Origin of the sequence: Sediminicoccus sp. KRV36 (assembly GCF_023243115.1) — a bacterium.
Classification (GTDB): domain Bacteria; phylum Pseudomonadota; class Alphaproteobacteria; order Acetobacterales; family Acetobacteraceae; genus Roseococcus.
This window is the reverse complement of record NZ_CP085081.1, coordinates 1,137,075-1,158,374: the sequence shown is the minus strand read 5'-3', so window position 1 is coordinate 1,158,374 and position 21,300 is coordinate 1,137,075. Positions and strand designations below refer to the sequence as shown.

21 protein-coding genes are annotated in these 21,300 nt (G+C 69.9%); 14 read left to right on the top strand and 7 right to left on the bottom strand.

Features of this window, described 5'->3' with window-relative positions; translation table 11 throughout:
• The first annotated feature begins 9 nt into the window (after positions 1–9).
• Positions 10–492 carry a CreA family protein gene (locus LHU95_RS05135; RefSeq protein WP_248710309.1) on the top strand — a complete coding sequence of 161 codons (483 nt, stop codon included), beginning with the start codon at positions 10–12 and terminating at the stop codon, positions 490–492.
• 221 nt (positions 493–713) lie between these two features.
• Here the strand turns inward: LHU95_RS05135 and LHU95_RS05130 are convergent, their stop codons facing one another.
• Positions 714–2,486: an aminopeptidase P family protein gene (locus LHU95_RS05130; RefSeq protein WP_248710308.1), complete on the bottom strand. Its 1,773-nt coding sequence runs from the start codon at positions 2,484–2,486 to the stop codon at positions 714–716.
• Positions 2,487–2,637: 151 nt separating this feature from the next.
• On the opposite strand from LHU95_RS05130, the gene LHU95_RS05125 reads away from it, so the two are divergent.
• From LHU95_RS05125 to LHU95_RS05095, 7 genes are all read left to right on the top strand, one after another.
• On the top strand, positions 2,638–2,979 hold the full coding sequence (locus tag LHU95_RS05125) for a DUF1127 domain-containing protein (RefSeq protein WP_248710307.1): 342 nt from the start codon (positions 2,638–2,640) through the stop codon (positions 2,977–2,979).
• A 253-nt stretch (positions 2,980–3,232) separates the two neighbouring features.
• Positions 3,233–4,459: an MFS transporter gene (locus LHU95_RS05120; protein ID WP_248710306.1), complete on the top strand. Its 1,227-nt coding sequence runs from the start codon at positions 3,233–3,235 to the stop codon at positions 4,457–4,459.
• 49 nt (positions 4,460–4,508) lie between these two features.
• Positions 4,509–5,498, top strand: coding sequence for a GTP 3',8-cyclase MoaA (moaA, locus tag LHU95_RS05115; protein WP_248710305.1), 990 nt, complete (start codon positions 4,509–4,511; stop codon positions 5,496–5,498).
• On the top strand, positions 5,498–5,815 hold the full coding sequence (locus LHU95_RS05110; RefSeq protein WP_248710304.1) for a hypothetical protein: 318 nt from the start codon (positions 5,498–5,500) through the stop codon (positions 5,813–5,815). The genes moaA and LHU95_RS05110 overlap by 1 nt, the downstream gene beginning before the upstream one ends.
• Positions 5,812–6,300, top strand: a complete 489-nt coding sequence (locus tag LHU95_RS05105) for a hypothetical protein (RefSeq protein WP_248710303.1) — start codon at positions 5,812–5,814, stop codon at positions 6,298–6,300. Before LHU95_RS05110 ends, LHU95_RS05105 begins: the two co-directional genes overlap by 4 nt.
• A 23-nt stretch (positions 6,301–6,323) precedes the next feature.
• The gene (locus tag LHU95_RS05100) at positions 6,324–7,151 is read left to right on the top strand and encodes a carbon-nitrogen hydrolase family protein (RefSeq protein WP_248710302.1); all 828 of its coding nucleotides are present in this window, start codon (positions 6,324–6,326) and stop codon (positions 7,149–7,151) included.
• Positions 7,152–7,263: 112 nt separating this feature from the next.
• Positions 7,264–8,019: an NAD kinase gene (locus LHU95_RS05095; RefSeq protein WP_248710301.1), complete on the top strand. Its 756-nt coding sequence runs from the start codon at positions 7,264–7,266 to the stop codon at positions 8,017–8,019.
• 62 nt (positions 8,020–8,081) lie between these two features.
• Here LHU95_RS05095 and LHU95_RS05090 read toward each other — a convergent pair whose 3' ends face one another.
• A complete protein-coding gene (locus LHU95_RS05090; protein WP_248710300.1) occupies positions 8,082–8,549 on the bottom strand; it encodes a heme-binding protein in 468 nt (155 codons plus the stop codon).
• Between the two features lie 83 nt (positions 8,550–8,632).
• On the bottom strand, positions 8,633–9,880 hold the full coding sequence (locus tag LHU95_RS05085) for a peptidoglycan DD-metalloendopeptidase family protein (RefSeq protein ID WP_248710299.1): 1,248 nt from the start codon (positions 9,878–9,880) through the stop codon (positions 8,633–8,635).
• An 84-nt stretch (positions 9,881–9,964) separates the two neighbouring features.
• Here LHU95_RS05085 and LHU95_RS05080 point away from each other — a divergent pair, with 84 nt between their 5' ends.
• From LHU95_RS05080 to LHU95_RS05070, 3 genes are read left to right on the top strand one after another with little or no spacing between them, the layout of a single operon-like run.
• Complete coding sequence (locus tag LHU95_RS05080) at positions 9,965–10,627, top strand: glutathione S-transferase family protein (RefSeq protein WP_248710298.1); 663 nt, start codon at positions 9,965–9,967, stop codon at positions 10,625–10,627.
• Positions 10,624–11,535: a VOC family protein gene (locus LHU95_RS05075; protein ID WP_248710297.1), complete on the top strand. Its 912-nt coding sequence runs from the start codon at positions 10,624–10,626 to the stop codon at positions 11,533–11,535. Before LHU95_RS05080 ends, LHU95_RS05075 begins: the two co-directional genes overlap by 4 nt.
• Positions 11,532–12,287, top strand: a complete 756-nt coding sequence (locus LHU95_RS05070) for an FkbM family methyltransferase (protein ID WP_248710296.1) — start codon at positions 11,532–11,534, stop codon at positions 12,285–12,287. Before LHU95_RS05075 ends, LHU95_RS05070 begins: the two co-directional genes overlap by 4 nt.
• Before the next feature lie 242 nt (positions 12,288–12,529).
• On the opposite strand, the gene mdoH is transcribed toward LHU95_RS05070, so the two are convergent.
• Complete coding sequence (gene mdoH, locus LHU95_RS05065) at positions 12,530–14,191, bottom strand: glucans biosynthesis glucosyltransferase MdoH (protein ID WP_248710295.1); 1,662 nt, start codon at positions 14,189–14,191, stop codon at positions 12,530–12,532.
• 288 nt (positions 14,192–14,479) lie between these two features.
• Positions 14,480–14,608 carry a hypothetical protein gene (locus tag LHU95_RS23330; RefSeq protein WP_283094290.1) on the bottom strand — a complete coding sequence of 43 codons (129 nt, stop codon included), beginning with the start codon at positions 14,606–14,608 and terminating at the stop codon, positions 14,480–14,482.
• Between the two features lie 186 nt (positions 14,609–14,794).
• Here LHU95_RS23330 and gtdA point away from each other — a divergent pair, with 186 nt between their 5' ends.
• Positions 14,795–15,844, top strand: a complete 1,050-nt coding sequence (gtdA, locus tag LHU95_RS05060) for a gentisate 1,2-dioxygenase (RefSeq protein ID WP_248710294.1) — start codon at positions 14,795–14,797, stop codon at positions 15,842–15,844.
• A 260-nt stretch (positions 15,845–16,104) separates the two neighbouring features.
• Here the strand turns inward: gtdA and LHU95_RS05055 are convergent, their stop codons facing one another.
• Positions 16,105–16,542, bottom strand: coding sequence for a hypothetical protein (locus LHU95_RS05055; protein WP_248710293.1), 438 nt, complete (start codon positions 16,540–16,542; stop codon positions 16,105–16,107).
• A gap of 76 nt (positions 16,543–16,618) precedes the next feature.
• On the bottom strand, positions 16,619–17,617 hold the full coding sequence (locus LHU95_RS05050) for an MBL fold metallo-hydrolase (RefSeq protein WP_248710292.1): 999 nt from the start codon (positions 17,615–17,617) through the stop codon (positions 16,619–16,621).
• A 106-nt stretch (positions 17,618–17,723) separates the two neighbouring features.
• On the opposite strand from LHU95_RS05050, the gene LHU95_RS05045 reads away from it, so the two are divergent.
• Both LHU95_RS05045 and hrpB read left to right on the top strand, forming a co-directional pair.
• Positions 17,724–18,752, top strand: coding sequence for a zinc-binding alcohol dehydrogenase family protein (locus LHU95_RS05045; protein WP_248710291.1), 1,029 nt, complete (start codon positions 17,724–17,726; stop codon positions 18,750–18,752).
• A gap of 27 nt (positions 18,753–18,779) precedes the next feature.
• Positions 18,780–21,263: an ATP-dependent helicase HrpB gene (gene hrpB, locus LHU95_RS05040; protein WP_248710290.1), complete on the top strand. Its 2,484-nt coding sequence runs from the start codon at positions 18,780–18,782 to the stop codon at positions 21,261–21,263.
• The last annotated feature ends 37 nt before the right edge of the window (positions 21,264–21,300 follow it).

Genomic DNA, 21,300 nt, shown 5'->3' with positions numbered 1-21,300 from the left:
TGCCGTTGCATGCGCCACGCCCTCACCCTGCTTGCCCTGCTCATCATCGCCCCGGTCGCGGCCCCAAGCTTGGCCTGGGCCGACGACACGACCGAGATCGGCCATGTCAACACGGCCATCACCAATCTGGGGCTCACCCGCAGCCATCGCGTCGTCGTGGAGCGCTTCACCGATCCGGAGGTGCCGGGGGTGGCCTGCTATATCAGCCAGGCGCGCACCGGCGGCTTTGCCGGCATGGTGGGCATGGCCGAGGACCCGGCGCGCTTCGCCCTGGCCTGCACCGCCACGGGGCCCATCACCATCACCCCCGCGCTGCGCCGCGGCGAGCGGGGGGAGCGCGTCTGGGAGGCTTCGACCAGCCTGTTCTTCAAGGAAACCCGCGTGCACCGCTTCGTGGATGAGGGCCAGAACATGCTGGTCTACCTGGCCTGGAGCACGCGGCTGATTGACGGCTCACCCCATAACGCCCTGGCCACCGTGCCCTATCGCTGAGGCAGCCCGGGCGCCGCCCGCCTCTTCGCCAATCCCGCGCCGCATCCCGCCGACGCCCTGCGCAGAGATCGTTGGCGAATGCTGGGGGCTGCTCAGGCGCGAGGGATTTTTTTGGCACCCGCAAGGCACCGGGTGCCGCCGGTGGCATCAGCGCGCCGGGCCGCGCGGCAAGGGCGGAAAAGACCGGCGCGGCCGAGCCGTCCGGCGTTGCAAGCATTCTCTCAGAGCGGCGCGCATTCCTGTTCCATCCAGGCCCGCACCGGTGCTTCCAGCAGCGGCCCGATCTCGGCCAGCACGCGGGCCTGATAGGCATTCACCCAATCCCGCTCGGCGGGCGTCAGCAGGCCCGGCTCCAGCAGCGCGCGGCAATAGGGCGCCAGCGTCAGCGTCTCGAACTCCAGGAAGGGCTTGGCCTGGTCGGGCTGCATGGGTGCCGCGCGGGCCAGCAGCAGATTCTCGATGCGGATGCCGTAATGCCCCGGCAGGTAATAGCCCGGCTCATCCGAGAGGATCATGCCGGGCTGGATCGGCACGGTCTTGGCCGCCCGGCTGAAAGCGACCGGCCCCTCATGCACCGAGAGAAAACTCCCCACGCCGTGCCCCGTGCCGTGATCATAATCGAGCCCCGCATCCCAGAGCGGCCGCCGCGCGATGGCGTCCAGATGCGGCCCCGCGACACCGGCCGGAAAGCGCAGCGTGGCCAGCGCGATATGCCCCCGCAGCACCGCCGTATAGCGCGCGCGCAGCGCCCCGGGTGCCGGGCCCGGCCCGGTCCAGAGCGTGCGGGTGATATCCGTGGTGCCGTCCGGATATTGCCCGCCGCTGTCAATCAGATAGCACTCCTGGGCGTGAATCGTCCGGTTGGTCGCGGCGGTGGCGCGGTAATGCACGATGGCGCCGTTTTCGCCGGCCCCTGAAATCGCGGGGAAGCTCTCCGCGACAAACCCGACGACCCGCCGCCGCTCATCCAGCAGGCGCTCGGCGGCCGAAACCTCGGAGAGGCCACCGCCTGGCGCCTCGCGGGCGAACCAGGCGAGGAAATTGGCGACGGCCACCGCATCGCGCCGATGCGCCTCGCGGGCGCCCTGCTGCTCGGTGGGGTTCTTGGTGGCGCGTGGCAGGCGCGTCGGATCCTCGCCGGTCACGACGCGCGCGCCGGCCTGGCGCAGCGTGGCGGCAAACCAGGCGGGGGTCGCATCCATGTCCACCCGCACGGATTTTCCCGCCAATTCGCCCAGCGCCCGCGGCAGGTTGCCGCGCGGCTCGATCGAAACGCGATTGCCCAGATGCGCGCGCGTCGCTTCCGGCACGCGCTCCGGCGCATGCAGGAACATCCGCACCGAGGCATCGGCACCCAGCAGCGCGAAAGCCAGCGGCACGGGCGTGTGCGCCAGATCCGCGCCGCGCAGATTGAGCAGCCAGGCGACGGAATGCGCATCCGCCAGCAGCGCCGCATCCTCGCCCGACTGGCGCAGCAGGGCCGCCGCCGCCTCGCGCTTGGCTTCGGGCGATTGGCCGGCGCGGTCCAGGCCATGCGGCAGCACGGCCGCCGTGGGGGGGGCCGGCCGCTCCGCCCAGACGCCATCCAGCGGATTGGGTGAAAGCGCCACCAGCTCAACCCCGGCGAGGCGCTTCAGGAAGGCCTCGCTGTGCAGCCAGGGGTCATAGCCGATGGTCAGCCCCTCTGCATGCTCGCGCAGCCAGGCTTCGGGCGGCGCCTCGGTCAGGTGCCGGCGTTCCCAGAGGGCGCCGTCGGTTTCGGCCACCACCTGCGTGGTGTAGCGGCCATCGGTGAAGATGGCGGCGCGGTCTGGCAGCACGATGGCGAGGCCAGCGCTGCCGGTGAAGCCGCTGAGCCAGGCGAGGCGCTCACCCGAGGGGGGCACATATTCGCCCAGATGCTCATCCGAGCGGGGGATGAGGAAGCCATCCACCTGGAGCCCGGCCAGGGCGCTGCGGAGGGCGGCGAGGCGTTCGGCGGGGGTCGACATCATCTCAGTCCCGTCATTAAAACATGTGTCCACAATAAGACATGCGTTCAACGCATGTGTGCCGCATAAGCTTCGCACAACCTGTCCGGGCCGCAATCCCCTACATCATGGCCATCCGGGCGGCCTGGCCGCTCACCACATGGGACCAGATATCATGAACCGCATCACCACAGCCGAAGCCGCGCTGCTGATGCCCCTCAGCTCCAACCACGGGGCCCCGCGCAACGCCGAGGCCGAGCGCATCGAAACCATCCTCGCCGAAGCGCGCCAGGCGCGCGACGCCGCGCTGGCCGAGCGCATCAAGGGCTTCTTCCAGACGCTCCGCGGCGCGCTGACCGCCATACGCACCCGCCGCGAGACCATCGAGCAGCTGCGTGGCCTGAGCGACCGTGAACTGGCCGATATCGGCATCACGCGCGGCGGCATCATCGCGACCGCGACGGCAGCGACGCCGCTCGCGGCGAATGACCAGGCCGCCACGCAGAACGCGGCGTAAGCCGCCTTCGACCGGCTATCCCACCGCCTGTCCCCCCCCGCCTTGCCCCTATGCGGGGCCAGGCGGTGAAGCCAAAAGTTTCAAGAGCATCCCCACCCCGGCACCTTCCCCAAGGGCCAGCAGGGGATGCTCCTGAGGGTGAGCTCCCGACGGGCTCACCCAACCCTTCCCGCAGACATCATGCGTGTAGAACATGCCCGCCCCGGCGCCACCCTTGGTTGCGCATCGCGGACCGCTTTGGTCTCCTTTGCCGATGCAAGCCGCCGCACCTTCCGCCCGTAGCATCCTCTGGGTCGCGATCATCGCGGCGGCGGCCACCTCCAGCCTCGCCATGGGCATTCGCCAGACCTTCGGGCTGCTGCTGCTGCCGCTCGCGGCCGAACATGGCGTGGCCCCCTGGGCCTTTGGCCTTGCCGTGGCGCTGCACAACCTGACCTGGGGCCTGATGCAGCCGGTTTCGGGCTCCATGGCCGACAAATACGGCTCGGGGCGGGTGATGTCCTTTGGCGGCGTCTTCTATCTGATCGGCTGCGGGCTGCCGGCGCTGCTGCCCTCCAACCTCAGCGTGCTGATCGGCATCGGGTTCTTCTCGGGCCTGGGCGTGGCCTGCGCCGGCACGGGGCTGGCGCTGGCGGCCATCGGACGCCTTGCCCCACCCCAGAAGCGCGGCGAGTATATCGGCATCGCCAGCGCGGGCGGCAGCCTGGGCCAGGCGGCCATGGTGCCCATCACCTTCTCCGCCATTGGCGGCTTCGGCGCGGCGGGGGCGCTGGGCGTCCTGGCCATTTCCGCCGTGCTGATCATCCCCATCGCCCGCAATATCGAGTGGCGGCCGGCCGCGCGCACCGGCGCCCCCGCCGCCGGCCTGCTGGGCCTGCCCGCCCTGGCCCGGAGGTCCCTCGCCGACCGCGACTTCGCGCTGCTCACCGGCGGTTTTTTCGCCTGTGGCTTCCAGCTCGCCTTCCTGACCACGCATCTGCCCTCGCATATCGCGCTGTGCGGCCAGCCGGCGGCACTGGGCATGATGGTCATGATGATGATCGGGCTGTTCAATATCCCCGGCTCCTGGTTCTGCGGCTGGCTCTCCGGCCGCATCAAGCCCGAGACGGGGCTGGGCTGGATCTACCTGGTGCGGACGCTGGCCATCGCCGGTTTCGCCATCGCCACGCCCACCGAATGGGGCACCATCCTGTTCGCCGCCGTGATGGGCTTCGTCTGGCTGGGCACCGTGCCACTGACCTCGGCCGCCATCGCGCGGCGCTTCGGGGTGGCGGATCTCGGCGCGCTCTATGGCGTCTGCTTCTTTAGCCATCAGATCGGCGGCTTCCTGGGCGCCGGCTCGGGCGCGGTGCTGATGGCCTGGACGGGCAGCTATGCCGCCTTCTGGCCCGTCATGATCGTGGTCGGCATCATGGCCAGCGTGTTGAACTGGATGGCCAAGGCGCCCGGCGCGCGCGGCACCCTTGCAACCACGGGATGATCCGCCCCAAATGGGGTGAAGCCACCAACCCGGGGGACCCCCTGCCGTCATGATGGACCCTTTCGGGCGTCATATCAGTTATCTCCGCGTTTCCGTGACGGATCGCTGCGATCTTCGCTGCGTCTATTGCATGGCGGAGGACATGACCTTCCTGCCCAAATCCGAAGTGCTGACGCTGGAGGAGCTGGAGCGCCTCTGCGGCACCTTCATTGACCTGGGCGTGCGCAAGCTGCGGCTGACCGGCGGCGAGCCGCTGGTGCGCAAGAATGTCATGTCGCTAGTGCGGGCCCTGGGTTCGCGCATCGGCTCCGGCCTCGAAGAACTGACGCTGACCACCAATGGCACGCAGCTCACCAGATACGCCGAGGAGCTTGCCCGCGCCGGGGTGCGCCGCATCAATGTCTCGCTCGATACGCTGGATGCGGCGGCCTTCAAGGCCGCGACGCGCTGGGGCGAGCTGGACAAGGTTCTGGATGGCATCTTCGCCGCCAAGGCCGCGGGGCTGCATGTGAAGATCAACGCCGTGGCGCTGAAGGGCCTGAACGAGCATGAATTCGACCGCATGCTGGCCTGGTGCGGCGAACATGGCTTCGACCTCTGCCTGATCGAGACCATGCCGCTCGGCGAGATCAATGAGGACCGCACGGACCAGTTCCTGCCGCTCAGCCTCGTGCAGGCGCGGCTGAAGCAGAGCTGGACGCTGCTGGAGAGCAACCACACCACCGGCGGCCCCGCTCGGTATTTCGACGTGGCGGAAACCGGCACGCGCCTCGGCCTCATCACGCCGATGACGCATAATTTCTGCGAAAGCTGCAACCGCGTGCGGCTGACCTGCACGGGCACGCTCTACATGTGCCTCGGCCAGGATGACGCGGCCGATCTGCGCATGCCGCTGCGCGACCCCGAACTGGGCGAGGCCGGGCTGCGCGCCGCCATCGCGGAAGCCATCACCCGCAAGCCCCGCGGGCATGACTTCATCATTGACCGGCGCCAGGCGGCCCCCGCCGTGGCGCGCCATATGAGCGTCACGGGCGGCTGATGCTGAACGACCTCGCCACCCGCCTGACGCTGCCCGGCCTGCCGGAATGGACCGGGCTGGTGGCGCTGCTGGTGCTGCTGCTGCTGGCGGTCTGCCTGCTGGTGATGCCGTTTTCCGTGTTTGGCCTGAAGGGCCGGCTCGATTCCATTGAAGCGCAGCTGGATGATTTGCGGGCCGAATTGCGCGTGATCGCCGCCCGCCAGCCCGATGCGCGGCGTGAGGGGTGGGACGCCGCCCCGCCGCCCGCCGAAACCTATCCGCCAGCCACCTCCGCCGGCCGTGCCGAGCCGCGCATCTCCTGGCCGCGTCAGTCTTGAGCCTCGCCCGGCGCGCCTTGCCGCTGGCGTTCCTGCTGCTGCCCGTCATCGCGAAGGCGCAGCCGGCGGTGGACCACAAGCAGGGCGTGCTGGGGCATCTTTCGGCGCAGATCGGCACCACCAATACCGCCGCCGTGCTGAGTGACGCTGCGGTGCGGCGCGGCCTTTCGGCGCTGCTCGGCGATCCGGGGCTGCGGCTGCTGCTGAACAACATGCAGATGGTGGCACCCATCGCCTTTGACGGCACCGCGCTGGTGCTGCGCGGCGCCCGCGTCCAGGGCGAGCGCGAGCAGGAGGCGTTCCTCACGATCCGTCCGCGTGACGGGATCATGGAGGTGGCACTCCTCACCGCGGGGCGTGTGCGGTTCGTGTCGCAGCGCCCCTCCGGCGAGCGCAGCGAAATGCTCGATCCGCAACTGGCGCGCTGGGGGGTTTCCCGCGGCGTACCGCTGGACGAACGGCGCGTGCCGCCCCCTGTCAGATGACCGCCCACAAGATAGGTTCCGCCATGCGCCTCTCCGCCATCCAGATGAACCAGACGAGCGACAAGCCCGCCAATCTCGACCAGGCGCGGCGCCTGATCGAGGGCGCGCTCGCGGCCGACCGGCCGGACATGATCACCCTGCCCGAGACCTGGACCAATCTGGGCGGCGGGCGTGAGGCGCGGGCGGCGGCGGCGGAAGCCCTGCCCGAGCCCGGGGACACGGGCGGCGCGGCGTATGAATTCCTGCGCGGGATCGCCAAGGGGGCTGGCATCCATGTGCATGGCGGCTCGATCATCGAACAGGGGCCGGAGAAGTTTTTCAACACGACCCTGGTCTTCGACCCGACAGGCGCCGAGATCGCCCGCTACCGCAAGATCCACCTCTTTGACATCACCGGCCCGGACGGCACCGGCTATCGCGAAAGCGCGCTCTATGGCGCGGGCAGCGACCTCGTCACCTTCGAGGCGAAGGGCGTGAAATTCGGCTGCACCATCTGCTATGACATGCGCTTCCCCGAGCAATACCTGGCCTTGCGGCGGCTGGGGGCGGAGGTGATCTTCGTGCCCTCCAACTTCACGCTGATGACCGGCAAGGATCACTGGGAAGTGCTGCTGCGCGCCCGCGCCATCGAGACGCAATGCTGGATCGCCGCCGCTGCATCCTGGGGCGCCTATGAGGAGCGCGGCGCCACGCGCCAGGTCTATGGCCATTCGCTGATCGCCGACCCCTGGGGCCATGTGGTTGCCAAGGCCAGCGACGGCGTAGGCTGGGTGACGGCGCGGCTGGATCCGGCGGTGACGGCGCGGGTGCGGCGCGACATGCCGGTGCTCGAACACCGGCGCCTGGCATGAGCGCGCCGGATCGCGCAGCACCGCAGATGCGGCGCGTGCATTGGCGGCGCCACACCTCTCGCCCCGATCGCGCAGCGCCGCAGATGCGGAGCGTGAATCGGTGGCGCCGCACATGAAAATCGCGTTCCTCGCCTCGCCTTCCGAGCCCGCGCAGGCAGCGCTGGCACGGCTTGTGGCGCTGTATGGCGATGTCTCGCCGCAGGAGGCGGAGTTCATCGTGGCCCTTGGCGGGGATGGGCTGATGCTGGAAACCCAGCACCGCTTCCTGGGCCGCAACGCGCCGATCTATGGCATGAATCGCGGCAGCGTCGGCTTCCTGATGAATTCCTACCGCGAGGAAGACCTGCCCGCCCGCCTGCGTGCCGCCCAGGCCGCGCATCTGCATCCCTTGCGGATGCGCGCCCATTCAGCGACCGGCACGCATGCCGCGCTCGCCATCAACGAGGTCTCTCTCCTGCGGGAGCAGCGCCAGGCGGCCAAGCTGCGCATCCTGGTGGATGGCAAGGAGCGCCTGGCGGAATTGATCTGCGACGGCATCCTGATTTCCACGCCGGCCGGCAGCACCGCCTACAACCTCTCGGCGCATGGGCCCATCGTTCCGCTCGATGCGAAGCTGCTCCCGCTGACGCCCATTTCGGCGTTCCGGCCACGGCGTTGGCGCGGCGCGCTGCTGCCCTCGGCCGCGCGGGTGGTGTTCGAGGTGCTGGAGGCGGAAAAACGCCCCGTCTCCGCCACGGCCGACTACACCGAAGTGCGCGATGTGCGGCGGGTGGAGGTGCGGGAGGATCGCAGCATCACGATGACCATGCTGTTCGATCCGGATCGCAGCCTCTCGGAGCGGATCATCGCGGAACAATTCACGGTGTGACGGGCGGGGGGGGCATGCCCCCCGCACCGCCATTCCACGGGGCTGGGCCGCGTGGCTTTGCCTCAGGCCGGATCGCCCGTGTCCGGCGCCAGGCCGGCCGCCTCGATGCCCGCGATGCAGCAGACCTCGTCCTGCGCCGAGACATCGCCCGAAATGCCGACGGAGCCCAGCAGCACATGCGCCGCATCGCGCACCAGCACGCCACCCGGGGCGGGCACGGCGCGGCCAGCGGTCAGGTCGGACAGGGCATTGGTGAAGCCCGGCATCGCCTGGGCGCGGCGCGCCAGTTCCCGCGTGCCAAAGCCCATGGCCAGCGCGCCATAGGCCTTGCCCATGGCGATCTCGGGCCGCATCAGGCTCGCGCCATCCTCGCGCTTGGTCACCTTCACATGGCCACCCGCATCGAGCACGACCACGCAAAGCGGCAGCAGGCCGATCTCGCGCCCCTTGGCCAGCGCCGCATCGGCGATGATCTCGGCCTGGGCGAGGGTGAGGCCGTTGACGGCGGCGGGATGGGCGGGTTGCGGCATGGGATTCTCCTGGAATGGGGGGTGCCGCGCGGATGGCCCCTTCCCCCCGGCGCGTCAAGCGCCGTAGCCCGGCAGGCACCGCGTCAGGCGCCGAAGCGGACCAGCGGCCTGGGGTCCACCGCCTCGCCCCGCCGGCGCAGCTCGACATACAGCGTCGGATGGCCGGCACCGGGCAGCACGCCCACCGGCTCACCCGCCTGGATGCGTTGGCCACCGGCCACATCCAGCCGCTCCATCCCCGCCAGCACCAGATGCTGCCCCTGCCCGCAATCCAGGATCACCATGCGCCCATAGCTGCGGAAGGGGGCCGCAAAGGCGACGCTGCCGCCGCAAGGTGCGGTGACCCGCGCCCCGGGCGAAGCCGCGAGGGTCACGCCGCGCGCGGGCCCACCCTCACCGGGGGAATTGAAGGCGCGCACCAGCCGGCCAGCGACAGGCAGCCCGCCGGGGCCTGCGGGATGCGGCGGTTCAACTGCGGGCGGGGGCGCGGGCGGCGGTGTCGTGGCCTGGCGTGAGGCGCGCTGGCTTGGCGCATCGGCGGCCGCGCGCCGCTCCGCCTCGCGGTTCCGCTCGGCCTCGGCCGCCGCGCGGCGGGCCTGCTCACGCTCCAGCCGGCTCAGCGCTTCCTCCAGATTATGCGCGCGGGTCACGGCCTCCTCCGCACGGGCGCTGGCGGCGCGCTCGGCCGCGCTGCGCTCCGCGAGGAGATGGCGCGCCGCCGCCAATTGCCGGTCCAGGCTGGCCGAGGCCTGGCGCGCCTCGGCCTCGGCGATGGCGAATTGGCGGCGTTCCTCGGCGAAGCGCTGTGCTTCGGCGGCGGCACGCGCCTCGGCCTCACGCAGGCCCTGGGCGATGCTTTGCGCCTCGCGCAGCATGGCGCGCAGGGCAGCCAGGCCGAGCGCCACCTCGGCCGGCGGCAGCGGGGCCGCCAGCAGGATGGGCGCGGGCTGGGCCGCCAGCCTTGTGAGCAGCGGCAGAAGCGGCGCCAATTCGGCGGTCAGACGGGCTTGCTCCGCATGGGCCGCGGCCCCGGCCTTGCGCGCGGCCTCGGCACGCAGGGCGGCGGCTTGCGCGGCACTCTCGGCGGCCTGCACGCGGGCCGCGCCGGCGATGCGCTCGGCGGCCAGGCGCCGGGCTTCTGCCGCCGCCTCGCGGGCGTGTTCGGCCGCCTGGGTGGCCACCGCGCGCTCCGTCTCCGCGGCTTGGCGCGCGGGCGCAATCTCCTCGGCCGCACGGCGCGCGGGGGGCGCATCCCGCGCCAGGGCCGGGGGCGCGTCCCGCGCCGGGGCGGGGCCGGCCAGCAGCAGCAGGAGGGCAACGGCGCGGATCATGCGCTTTCGTAGCGGCTGGCGCGGGGGTGTCGCCAGCCTTTCCCGCGCGTGCGAAAACACCGTCATCGCAGCAAGGATTCCACCATGGCCGAGGGCCGTCTTTTCATCGGCAATCGCCGCTATTCCTCCTGGTCGCTGCGCGGCTGGCTGGCCGTGCGCCTGGCCGGGCTGGATGTGGAGGAGGTGGTGCTGCCGCTGGCTGGCGCCGGCGGCAAGGGCAGCCCGGCGGTGCAGGCCGCCTCGCCGAGCGGCCTTGTGCCCTATCTGGAGCATCAGGGCGCCCGAGTGTGGGAAAGCCTTGCCATCGCTGAATACTGCGCCGAATTCGCCCCTTCGCTCTGGCCGGCGGAACGCCTGGCCCGCGCCCATGCGCGCAGCCTGGCGAGCGAGATGCATGCCGGTTTCCGCGAGTTGCGCATGGCCATGCCGATGAATCTCGGCCGGGAATTCGCCGGGCGCGGCCGCACCGAGGGCGCCCTCGCGGATATCGCGCGGGTCGAGCAGCTCTGGGCGGAAGCGCTCTCGGCCCATGGCGGCCCCTTCCTGATGGGCGGCAGCTTCACCATCCCCGATGTGATGTTCGCCCCCGTCGTCGCGCGTTTCCTCACCTGGCAGCCGGAGCTTTCTGCGGTGAGCCGTGGCTATGTGGCGGCGGTGCGCGCCCACCCGCTGATCGAAGCCTGGTATGCCGGCGCCCTGGCCGAGCCGGATGCCTGGCTCCTGCCCAAATATGAGAATCCCGCATGACCGATTCCGCCCTCGCCCTCGACCATGTCGGCCTTTGCGCGCGGGAGCTGGGGCCGATGACGGCGCAGTTCGCCGCACTTGGCTTCTCGCTCTCGCCCATCGCGCAGCAATCGGGGCGCCCCACACCGGATGCGCCGGTGGAGCTTTATGCCACCGGCAATCGCTGCGCCTTCCTGCGGCATGGTTATATCGAGCTGCTGGCGATCCTTGAGCCCCATGACTTGAAAATGGGCCGCTTCGACAATGGATTGGGCAAATTCATCGCGCGGTATGAGGGGCTGCATATCCTCGCCATGGGCATGGATGATGCCGAAGCCAACCTCGCCCGCATGCGGCGCGCCGGCATTCCCATCCCCGGTGTCGCGCATCTGGAGCGCCCGGTGGACAAGCCCGATGGCCCGCGCGCGAAATTCTCCCGCCTGCCCTATCCGGATGCGCCGGAAGGGCGGCTGCAATTGATCACGCACCACACGCCCGAGCTGATCTGGCAGGAGCGCTGGATGGACCACGCCAACCAGGCGGTGGCGCTGACAGAACTCGTGCTGGTCAGTGCCGAGCCTGCGGTGACGGCGGCGCGCTTGTCCAAGCTGACGGGCCTCGTGATCGAGCCGCGCCTGGCAGGCGGCTTCCTGCTGCGCTTTCCGGGCGGTGCCGGTGTGGCCGGGCCGCGCGCGCCGGCGATGGAAACCCGGGTTTCCATCCTGGCGCCCGAGGATCTGCCGGGCACGCTCCCTGGCATCGCCATCCCGGACCTGCCCTTCATGGCGGGCTTCTTCGTGCAGACCGCGGATGGCAATGCGGCGGTCCGGCGCCTGCTCTCGCACCTGCCCCTGGTGGAATTGCCGGGCGGTGGGCTGATGGTGCCGCCCGCCCATGCGGCGGGTGCGGCGCTGGTGTTTCACGCTTGAGCCACGCTGCCACCATCGGCCGCAGCCTTCGGCTGTATCACGCCCCCGCGCGGCGCCCTGTGCTCGACGCGTTCTACCGGCGCTTCCTCGGCATCGGGGACCTCGCCTTCGATGTCGGCTGCCATGTGGGTGACCGGGCGGCGAGTTTTTCGCGCATCGGCGCGCATGTGGTGGCAGTGGAGCCGCAGCCGCGCCTGGCGCGCGCGCTGCGGCTGATCTTTCACGGCGTGCCGGGCTTCACGCTGGTTTCTTCCCTCATCGGCGCCAGCGAGGGTGAGGCGATGCTGCGCCTGAACTCCGCCAACCCGACCGTCGCCACCGCCAGCCGCGACTTCATTGCGGCCGCCGAGGGCGCACCCGGCTGGGAAGGCCAGGTCTGGGACGCCGAGCTGCCGCTGCCCCGCACCACGCTCGATGCGCTGATCGCCACCCATGGCATGCCCGATTTCGTGAAGATCGATGTGGAGGGCTGGGAGGCGGAGGTGCTGGCCGGCCTCTCCTGCGCGCCGCGGGCGCTTTCCTTCGAATTCACGACGATCCAGCGCGGCGTGGCGCTGGCGAGCCTGGAGCGCCTGGTGGCGCTGGGCTTCACACATTTCAACGCCTGCCTCGGCGAAAGCATGGCGTGGGAATTTCCGGCCGCGGTGAAGGCCAGCGCCATGGCCGATTGGCTGCGCGCCCTGCCCGACAGCGCCAATAGCGGCGATGTCTATGCCACGGGGGCGGGCGCCGCATGGCGGCTCAAGAGGTGAGCCAGGTGGGTTCAAGGGGCCTCCGGCGGCTGGGGCCATGGGCCCCAGACCCCAATCCTTAGCCTCAGCCGTTCAAGCGGAAGCGCTTGAAGTGATAAATGTGAATAAAAAACAAGGACTTAAATATTGCTTATGAGTCCCTGCGAACAGCGCAAGCTCCACGGCTGATCGCCTGACAAACGGGGTCTGGGGCCCCGGCCCCAGCCGCCGGAGGCCCTTCGACTTGGCCAAGGACGATACGCTCAACCAGCCATAGCCTCCACCTCCTCCGGCGTCGCGGCCAGGCCGCGCGCGGTGAGGAAGCGCGCGAATGCGGGTGAGGCGGTCAGCACGCAAAAGGGAATGGCCAGCAGCAGGCCGCCCGCCCAGGGCAGCGCGAACCAGATGGCCCAGGGCGCGGTGACGGCCAGGAAGCCGAAGGCCAGCGCGCCGGCCAGGGTGTGGAACCACAAGAGCCGGCCCGCATCGGCCCAGCCGACATCCCGCGCAGCGCGGTTCTGCGCCCCCCAGCCCATCCGCGCGCCAAAGGGCAAGGCCAGGAGAAAGCGCGATTTGTTCAGGCAGGAGATGGGCGAGAGGATGGTGGTGAAGAGAATCTCCAGCAGCGCCCCGCGCGCGAAGACGCCGCGCCCGCCATAGCGCGCGGCCTGGCTGCCCTGCATCAGCACTTGGGCATAGCCGGCCAGCTTGGGCGAATGCTGCGTGACCCAGAACAACGCCATGATGGCGGCCAGATGCGCGGCACTCATCTCATCAAAGCGGCCCAGTGCCGCCAGGAGGGCCGCCAGCATGAAGGCCAGCACCCAGAACGGCGCGCAGAGAAACATGAGGATGGCCTGCAGCAGCTGAAACCGCGCCATGGCCGAAAGCCCCGGCCGGCGCAACAGCGCCAGATACTGCATGTTGCCCGCGGCCCAGCGCAGATCGCGCGCCATGAATTCCGGCAGGGCGGGCGGATTGCCCTCCAGGCTGCCCGCCTCCTCCGGCAGGCACCAGACTTCCCAGCCCGCGCCATGCAGCCGGATCGCCTCCACCTGGTCATGGCTGAGGATGGTGGCGCCATCGGGCAGGGTTTCGAGCTTGCCGTGCTCGCGGAAGGGGGCGATGCGGATCAGGGCGTTATGGCCCCAATAGGGTCCCTTCGGCCCCTGCCACCAGCCCTGCCCCGTGGCCCAGGCGCGCATGCCGGCCCGCATGCCGAACTGAAACAGGCGAGGGAAGGCGGCGGCGACCGGGCGGCCCACGATCAATTGCTGCAGGATGGCGATGCGCGGCGCGGCATCCAGGGCGAAGGCCAGCTTACGCACGGCGGCCGGCGTCATCTCGGAATCAGCGTCGAGGCAGAGGAGATAGTCATAGGCCGCCCCCTCGGCCTCCAGGAATTCCATGACATTGCCGGCCTTGAAGCCGGCATTGTCCGCGCGGCGGCGCAGATGGATGCGCGCGGCCTCCTCCGGCCGGAAGGCGGCGATGGCGGCATCCTCGGCGGCGCGAAAGGCGGGGTCCTGGGTGTCGGAGAGGAACCAGAGCGAAAAATGGCTGGCGGGCAGGCCATCGAGCAAGGGGCCGAGGGCGGCCAGGATGGGCGCCATCTCCTCATTGCGGAGGCAGACGGCGATGGCGGTGCGGCCCTCGGGTGTCGGCGCGTCCAGCCGCAGGCCGCGCAGGGCCGGCACGACATGGGCGGGCGGATCAGGGGCAAAGATCAGCACCACCCAGCCCAGGAGCGCATTGACCGAGGCCAGGGCGATCCAGGGGCTGAGCAGCGCGAGGCAGGCCAGGAACAGGCCTTCCGGAATAAAAAGGGCCTCCACCAAGGGGGGGGTGGGGATGGTGGAGGCCAGGAGCATGGCGCCCCAGATCAGGGCGCCGAGCCCAAGCACGGCAATCGGTCGGTAGCGCATGCCGGGTTCCTTACCGGATAATCCGGGCCGGATCACGGCAGGCGGGGCCATTCATTCGGCCGCTGCTGCCCCTTGGTGTGGCCACCTCGGGGCGGTGTGGCATCCGGTGGGGGCGACCCTCCGGATGCCGGCATAAAAAGGGCCTCCGCCAGGAGAAAGGGGGGGAGTGGCGGAGGCCAGGATCAAGGAACCCTGGGGGAGGGCGCCTGATCCGAAGGCAAATTCGGGTCGGGCAAGGCGGTCACGCGGAGCGGTGCGGGACCATGGTGGCCGCTGTTCTGCTGCGGATCAGGCCGAGAGGATTTTCCAGGCGACGTGACCCAGGACGCCGACCAGCGCGGCCGAGGCGGCGAGGAGGGAGAAGCGCAGGGCCATCAGGACGACTTCACCGCGGTTAATCTCAGAACGGTCAGACATTCTCAATTTCCTTACGTTAAGCGGTTGCACATGCCATTCTTATACACGACTACGTGACGATTGAAACCTATAATTGTGCTTACCCTGCATTTTGTTTATTTAAAAGATAATGTATCGTTTTTTTAGACGTTTTTACTGACGCGCGACAATCCCCTATGCTCGGAATACATCGAGACGGACCGCGTCATGGACACCAACACGCCAAATCCCACCGCCGATCTGCCGCGGCTCTATGCCGAAATGGCGCCGCACAACCTCTTTCCGTTGTGGGAGGTGCTGCACGGGCTGGTCACGCCAACGCCGCGCTCCGCCGCCGCGCCGGTGCTCTGGCGCTATGCCGAGGCCAGGGATTTCCTCATGCGCGCGGGCGCCCTCATCAGCGCCGAGCAGGCCGAGCGCCGCGTTCTGATCCTGGAAAACCCGCAACTCCCCGCCTCCTCCTGCGCGACGCCATCGCTCTATGCCGGGCTCCAACTCATCCTTCCGGGTGAGGTGGCGCCCTGCCACCGCCATACCCAATGCGCCTTAAGATTTGTTTTGGAGGGCAGCGGCGCCTTCACGGCCCTTGATGGCGAAAAGGCCGTGATGCGGCCCTTCGACCTCGTCCTCACGCCGAACTGGCAATGGCACGATCATGGCAATACCAGCGACGCCCCCATGATCTGGCTCGATGGCCTCGATATTCCGATGGTGCGGTTCTTCGAGACGAGTTTCGCCGAGCGCCTGCCGGACATGGCCCATGCCGAAACAGCGCCGCCGGGCGACAGCCTGGCCCGCTATGGGCGCAACCTGCGGCCCTTCGCCGGCTCACCGGCCGCGCGCCGGCCGGCCAGCCTGCCGCTGTTCCACTATCCCTTCGCGGAATGGCGCGCATCCCTCAGCGCCCTGGCCGCGCATGACGCGCCCGATCCGCACCTGGGCCACGCGCTGGAATTCACCAATCCGGCCGATGGCGGGCCCGTCATGCCGACCATCGCCGCCCATGTGCGGCTGCTGCCGGCGGGCTTCACCACCCGGCCACGCCAGGCGACGGATGGCACCATCTTCGTCGTCGTCTCGGGGCGCGGCACGGCGCGCATCCAGGGCCAGGAATTCGCGCTGATGGAGCGCGATACCTTCGTCGTGCCCTCATGGCACCTGCTCGAACTGCAAGCGGAGAGCGAACTTGTGCTGTTCGGTTATTCGGATCGGGCGGCGCAGGCCAAGCTGGGATTGTTCAGGGAGCAGGCACACTGAGGCCCCTGCCAATGTGCGGCACCCAACCCAGCTGACGGATGCAGCACGGCGAGCGCGGCAGCACCCGGGCGCGGCAAACGCCCCCTCCATGGCGGGGCGAACGCCACGGCCGGCTTCATCGCCCCAGGCGTTGGCGGGCCGGGATGGGCCGGCAGACGGGCATGCAGGCGATCAGCAGCCTGCCGCCGAAGCGGCACCCGCCATCACCGCGATGGACCCGGCTGGCGCTGGGCCGCAAGGCGCCCGGGCGCCGCGGCCGCCTATCCCTTGCGGAACAGCGCCGGCAGCCCGCGCCAGAACAGCGCGAGGCCAAAGCCCCAGACGCCATAGATGCCCAGGCTGCGCAGCATCGCCGTGGTGTTGCCATTGGCGAAAAGCGGCAAGCCCTTGATCAGCGGCACCACCACCCAGGCGCCCACCACCAGCGGCAGCGCCAGGCAGAACAGCACCGCGAAGAGCCAGAGCGGCATGCCGGCTGGGCGCTTGGGCTCCAGGATGGCAAAGAGGATGCCCCACATGCCGCCCCAGAAGCAGGAGTTCCAAAGCTGCGGCACGCCCCAGGGCGCAATCGGCGCCTGGCGGAAGGCGGGGCCCGGAATCCAGCCCATGCCGTGGTAGAAGGTGATGGTCGCCTGATGGAAGAACAGCACCCCCAGGAAGGCGCACAGGAATCCGAAGGCAAGGGTGGCAGGCTTCATCGGTCAGTCTCCGGGGGTTGTTGCGCCGCAGTATCGGCGCAAATCGCCGCAAGAGCCAGGACTGAACGCCGCGCCATCAGGTGAACTGCGCCGGGCGCGGCACATAGAGGTAGCCTTCGCCCCCCAGGGACGTGTCGCGGATGATGCGGCCGAAGCCGGGCCAGGGCACATGCACGCCGCCCATCAGCACGCCCTCGGTGGCCAGCAGGTCCAGCGTGCGCAGCCGGCTCTGCACGCCCATCGCGCTGTCCACATCCACGCCCACGCGCCAGCGCGGCCGGGCCAGCTGGATCACCATCTGATGCGCGATGTCGCCCCAGATGAACACCGACTGGTTCTGGCTCGTGACCCGATAGCTGACATGGCCGGGCGTGTGCCCCGGGGCGGGGTCCATGAACACGCCGGGGATGACCTCCAGCCCCTCGCGCATCTCGGTCGTGCGGATGCGGCCGGCATAGGGGCGGATCGCGCGGCGCGCTGCCTCGATGAAGCGTTGGCCCTGCGGCACGCGGCTTTCCATCGCGGGGTCGGTCCAGAACTGGTGGTCAATCTGCGTCAGCACGACCTCCGCGTTCGGGAAGTTGCGCGTGACGCCGTCATAGCTGAGGCCGAGCGCGTGCTCGGGGTGGATATGCGTCAGCACCACCGTGTCGATCTGCTCCGGCGCGTAGCCGCTGGCGCGCAGCGCATCGAGCGTGCCGCCCGTGGTCGGGATGAAGCTGGAATGGCCACCGCAATCAATCATCGCCAGGTTGCGGCCGGTGTTGATCACATAGGCGCCAACCGGCTGGTGCAGCCCCGCCTCGATCGCGAAGGCGCGGGCGCGCAGCGGCACGATCTCCTCCGGTCGGCTGTCGGGAAAGAAATTCTGGATGCCGGCATTGGTGCCGCCCATCGCGCCGTCCAGCAGTGTCGTCACCTCGACATCGCCGACCTTCAGGCGGTGGAAGCGCGGCGGGTTGGCGCCCTGCTGCGGGGGCACTGCGGCGGCGGCCGGCAGCGCGGCCAGTGACGCCACGCCGAGCATCGCGGCCCCCTGAACGAGATTTCGCCGGGCGAGGGAGAGATCGGTCATGACATGGAGCCTCCGTTACGGTGCGGTCAGAAATACGGTGCCGCTCGCACCTTGTCAGCCCTTGGCTTATGACAAGCCACGGAAAAATGTCGCCGGAGGGGCCAGAATGAAAGCAGTTGCCTATACCCATTGCCGCCCGGTTGCGCATGAGGATGCGCTGGAGGATGTGGTCCTGCCCGACCCCGCCGCCCCGCGTGGCCATGACCTGCTGATCGAGGTGCGCGCCGTCTCGGTGAACCCCGTGGATGCCAAGCTGCGCAGCGCGGCCGATCCGGCTGGCGAGCGCCGCGTGCTGGGCTTTGATGCCTGCGGCGTGATCCGCGCGCGCGGGCCGGATGCGCATATCTTCGGCGATGGCGAGGAGGTGTATTATGCCGGCGCCGTGAACCGCACCGGCAGCAATGCCCAGCTCCATCTGGTGGATGAGCGGATCGTCGGCCGCAAGCCGAAGAACCTCTCCTTCGCCGAAGCCGCCGCCATGCCACTGACCAGCATCACCGCCTGGGAGGCGCTGTTCGACAGGCTTCGCCTCCCACGGGCCACGGGCGGGGGAAGCTTGCGTGACGCGGGCGGAGCCGTGCTCATCATCGGCGGTGCCGGGGGTGTGGGTTCCATGGCGATCCAGCTCGCGCGGCGGCTGACGGGCCTGCGCGTCGTCACCACCGCATCGCGCGCGGAAAGCCGGGAATGGTGCCTGAAGATGGGCGCGCATGACGTGCTGGATCACAGCGGTGACCTGGTGGCCCAGGCCCGGGCACTCGGCGTGGCGTTCCCCTGGATCTTCTCCACGACGCAGACGCTGCATCACTGGCGCGCGCTGTGCGAGATCATCGCCCCGCAAGGCGCCATCTGCGCGATTGATGACCTGAACACGCTGGAGATCGGCCGCCTCAAGGCCAAATCCGCGAGCTTCCACTGGGAGGCGATGTTCGCCCGCAGCGTCTTCGGCACCGCCGATATCGCGAAGCAGCATCTGCTGCTGAACGAGGTGGCCGGCCTGCTGGAAGCCGGCACGCTGCGCCACACGATGACGCAGCATCTGGGCCGCATCAGCGCCGCCCATCTGCTGGCCGGCCACGCCCTGGTGGAGAGCGGCAGCATGATCGGCAAGGCGGTGGCCGAAGGGTGGGAATAGGCGCCGCATGGCGGATGATTGACGCCCTTGCCTGACCACCTCGCGCCCGATCTTCCCGTCACGGAAGCGCTGCCGGCGCTGCGCGCAGCGCTGAACAGCGGCAGCAACGCCGTGCTGGTCGCCCCACCCGGCGCCGGCAAGACCACGCTGGTGCCGCTGGTGCTGCGCGAGGAGCCATGGGCGCAGGGCCAGAAGATTTTGGTGCTGGAACCCCGCCGCGTGGCCGCGCGCGCCGCGGCACGCCGCATGGCGGCACTGCTGGGCGAGCAGCCGGGCGGCGTGGTGGGGCTTTCCACCCGGCTGGACCGCGCCGTCTCCGCCGCCACGCGCATCGAGGTCATCACCGAGGGGCTGCTGGTCCGCCGCCTGCAATCCGATCCGGGGCTGGAGGGTGTCGCCGCCGTCTTCTTCGACGAGGCGCATGAGCGGCATCTCGACACCGATCTTGGCCTCGCACTCTGCCTGGATCTGCAGGCCGGATTGCGGCCGGAACTGCGGCTGCTGGCCATGTCCGCCACACTGGATGGCGGTGCCTTTACCAAGCTCATGAACGCGCCGCTGATCGAAAGTGCGGGCCGCGCGCACCCGGTCCGCGTCGAGCATGTGAAGCGCGACATCACCGACCCGCGCGACCTGCCCGAGGCCATGGCCGTCGCGATCCGCGGCATCATGGCGCGCGAGGGCGGCGATGTGCTGGCCTTCCTGCCCGGCTGGGGCGAAATCCGCCGCACCGCCGAGCGGCTTTCCGGCCTCGATGCCGATGTGCTGCCGCTGCATGGCGAGCTTTCTCCGGCCGAGCAGGACCGGGCGCTGAATCCTTTGGGCGGCCGATTCAGCCCTCCGGGCCAAGCGGCCCTTCGGCCATCGGACGCTGCCCCGCGCCGCCGCGTGGTGCTGGCGACGAGCATCGCCGAAACCTCGCTCACCGTGCCCGGCGTGCGCATCGTCGTGGATGGCGGCTATCGCCGCGCGCCGCGCCTGGATGGTGCCACGGGCCTCACACGCCTCGTTACGCTGCGCATCAGCCGCGCCGCCGCCGAGCAGCGCGCCGGCCGCGCCGGCCGAACCGAGCCGGGGGTGGCCGTGCGCCTCTGGAGCGAGGCGGTGCAGCGCGGCATGCCCCTGCAGGATCGCCCCGAGATGCTGGAGGCGGAACTCTCCTCCCTCGTGCTGGATTGCGCGGGCTGGGGGGCGGACCCGCTGGCGCTGCCCTTCCTCGATCCGCCGCCCGCCGGCCAATTGGCGGCCGCGCGCGCCCTGCTGCGCAACCTGGATGCGATGGATGCAGCGGGCCGCATCACCGTGATGGGCAAGCGCATGGCGCGCATGGGCACGCATCCGCGCCTGGCGCGCATGATGTGCGCGGTGGAGAATGAGGGCGAGGCCGCACTCGCCGCCGATCTCGCGGCCCTGCTGGAAGAGCGTGACCCCTTGAGGGGACGCGAGCCGCCGGCCGATATCACGCTGCGCCTCGATGTGCTGCACGGCCACGCGCATGCCGAGAGTGACGGCATGGCGATCCGCTCGATCCGCCGCTCGGCCGCCATGCATCGCCGGCGCCTTGGCGTGCATGGCAATACGCTGCCCGAGGGCGATGCGGGCGCGCTGCTGGCGGCGGGCTTCCCGGACCGCATCGCGCTGAAGCGCGGCACGATGGATGGCGCGTTTCGCCTGGCTTCCGGCCAGGGGGCGCGGATTTCCGGCGCGGACCCGCTTGCCAAGCAAACGCTTCTCGCCGTCGCCGATCTGGAACTCAAGGGCACGGAGGCGCGCATCCGCATGGCGGCCCCCATCAGCCGCGCCGTGCTGGAAGCGCGCTTCCCGGAACGCTTCGTGACGGTGGAAGGGGCGGCCTTCGATGCGCGCGCGGGTGCGGTGCTGGCCCGCCGCCGGGTGATGTTCGGCCCCCTGGTTCTCGAAGAAACCCCCTTGGCGCGCGCCGACCCCGCCGCCATGGCCGAAGCCCTCGCCGAGGCCGCGGCCGAGCGCGGCTTGCGCGACCTCGACTGGAGCGAAGCCGCGAAGCAGCTCCGCGCCCGCATCGCGCGCATGCATGCGCTGGAGGGACCACCCTGGCCCGATGTGAGCGATGCGGCGCTGGCTGCCAGCGCGAAGGACTGGCTGGCGCCGTATTGCAACGGGCTGACGAAGCTGGTGGAGCTGAAATCCCTCGATGTGGCACCCATGCTCCTCGCGCATGATCTGCGCCGCAAGCTGGATGCCGCCCTGCCCGCGCGGATCGAATTGCCGCAAGGCCGCAGCGCAGGCGTGGACTACAGCGCCGAAATCCCGACGCTGGAGGCGCGCGCCCAGCATCTCTATGGGATGGGCGCCATGCCCCCGCTGGCGGGCGGGCGCATCCCGTTGCAGGTGGCGCTGCTCTCCCCCGCCGGGCGGCCCATCGCCATCACGGCGGATCTCGCTTCCTTCTGGCGCCATGGCTGGGCGGATGCGCGCAAGGACATGCGCGGCCGCTATCCGAAACATGACTGGCCGGAGATGCCGGGATAGGCGGCGGACGCTGTCGCAGCCCGGGGCTTGAGGCCAG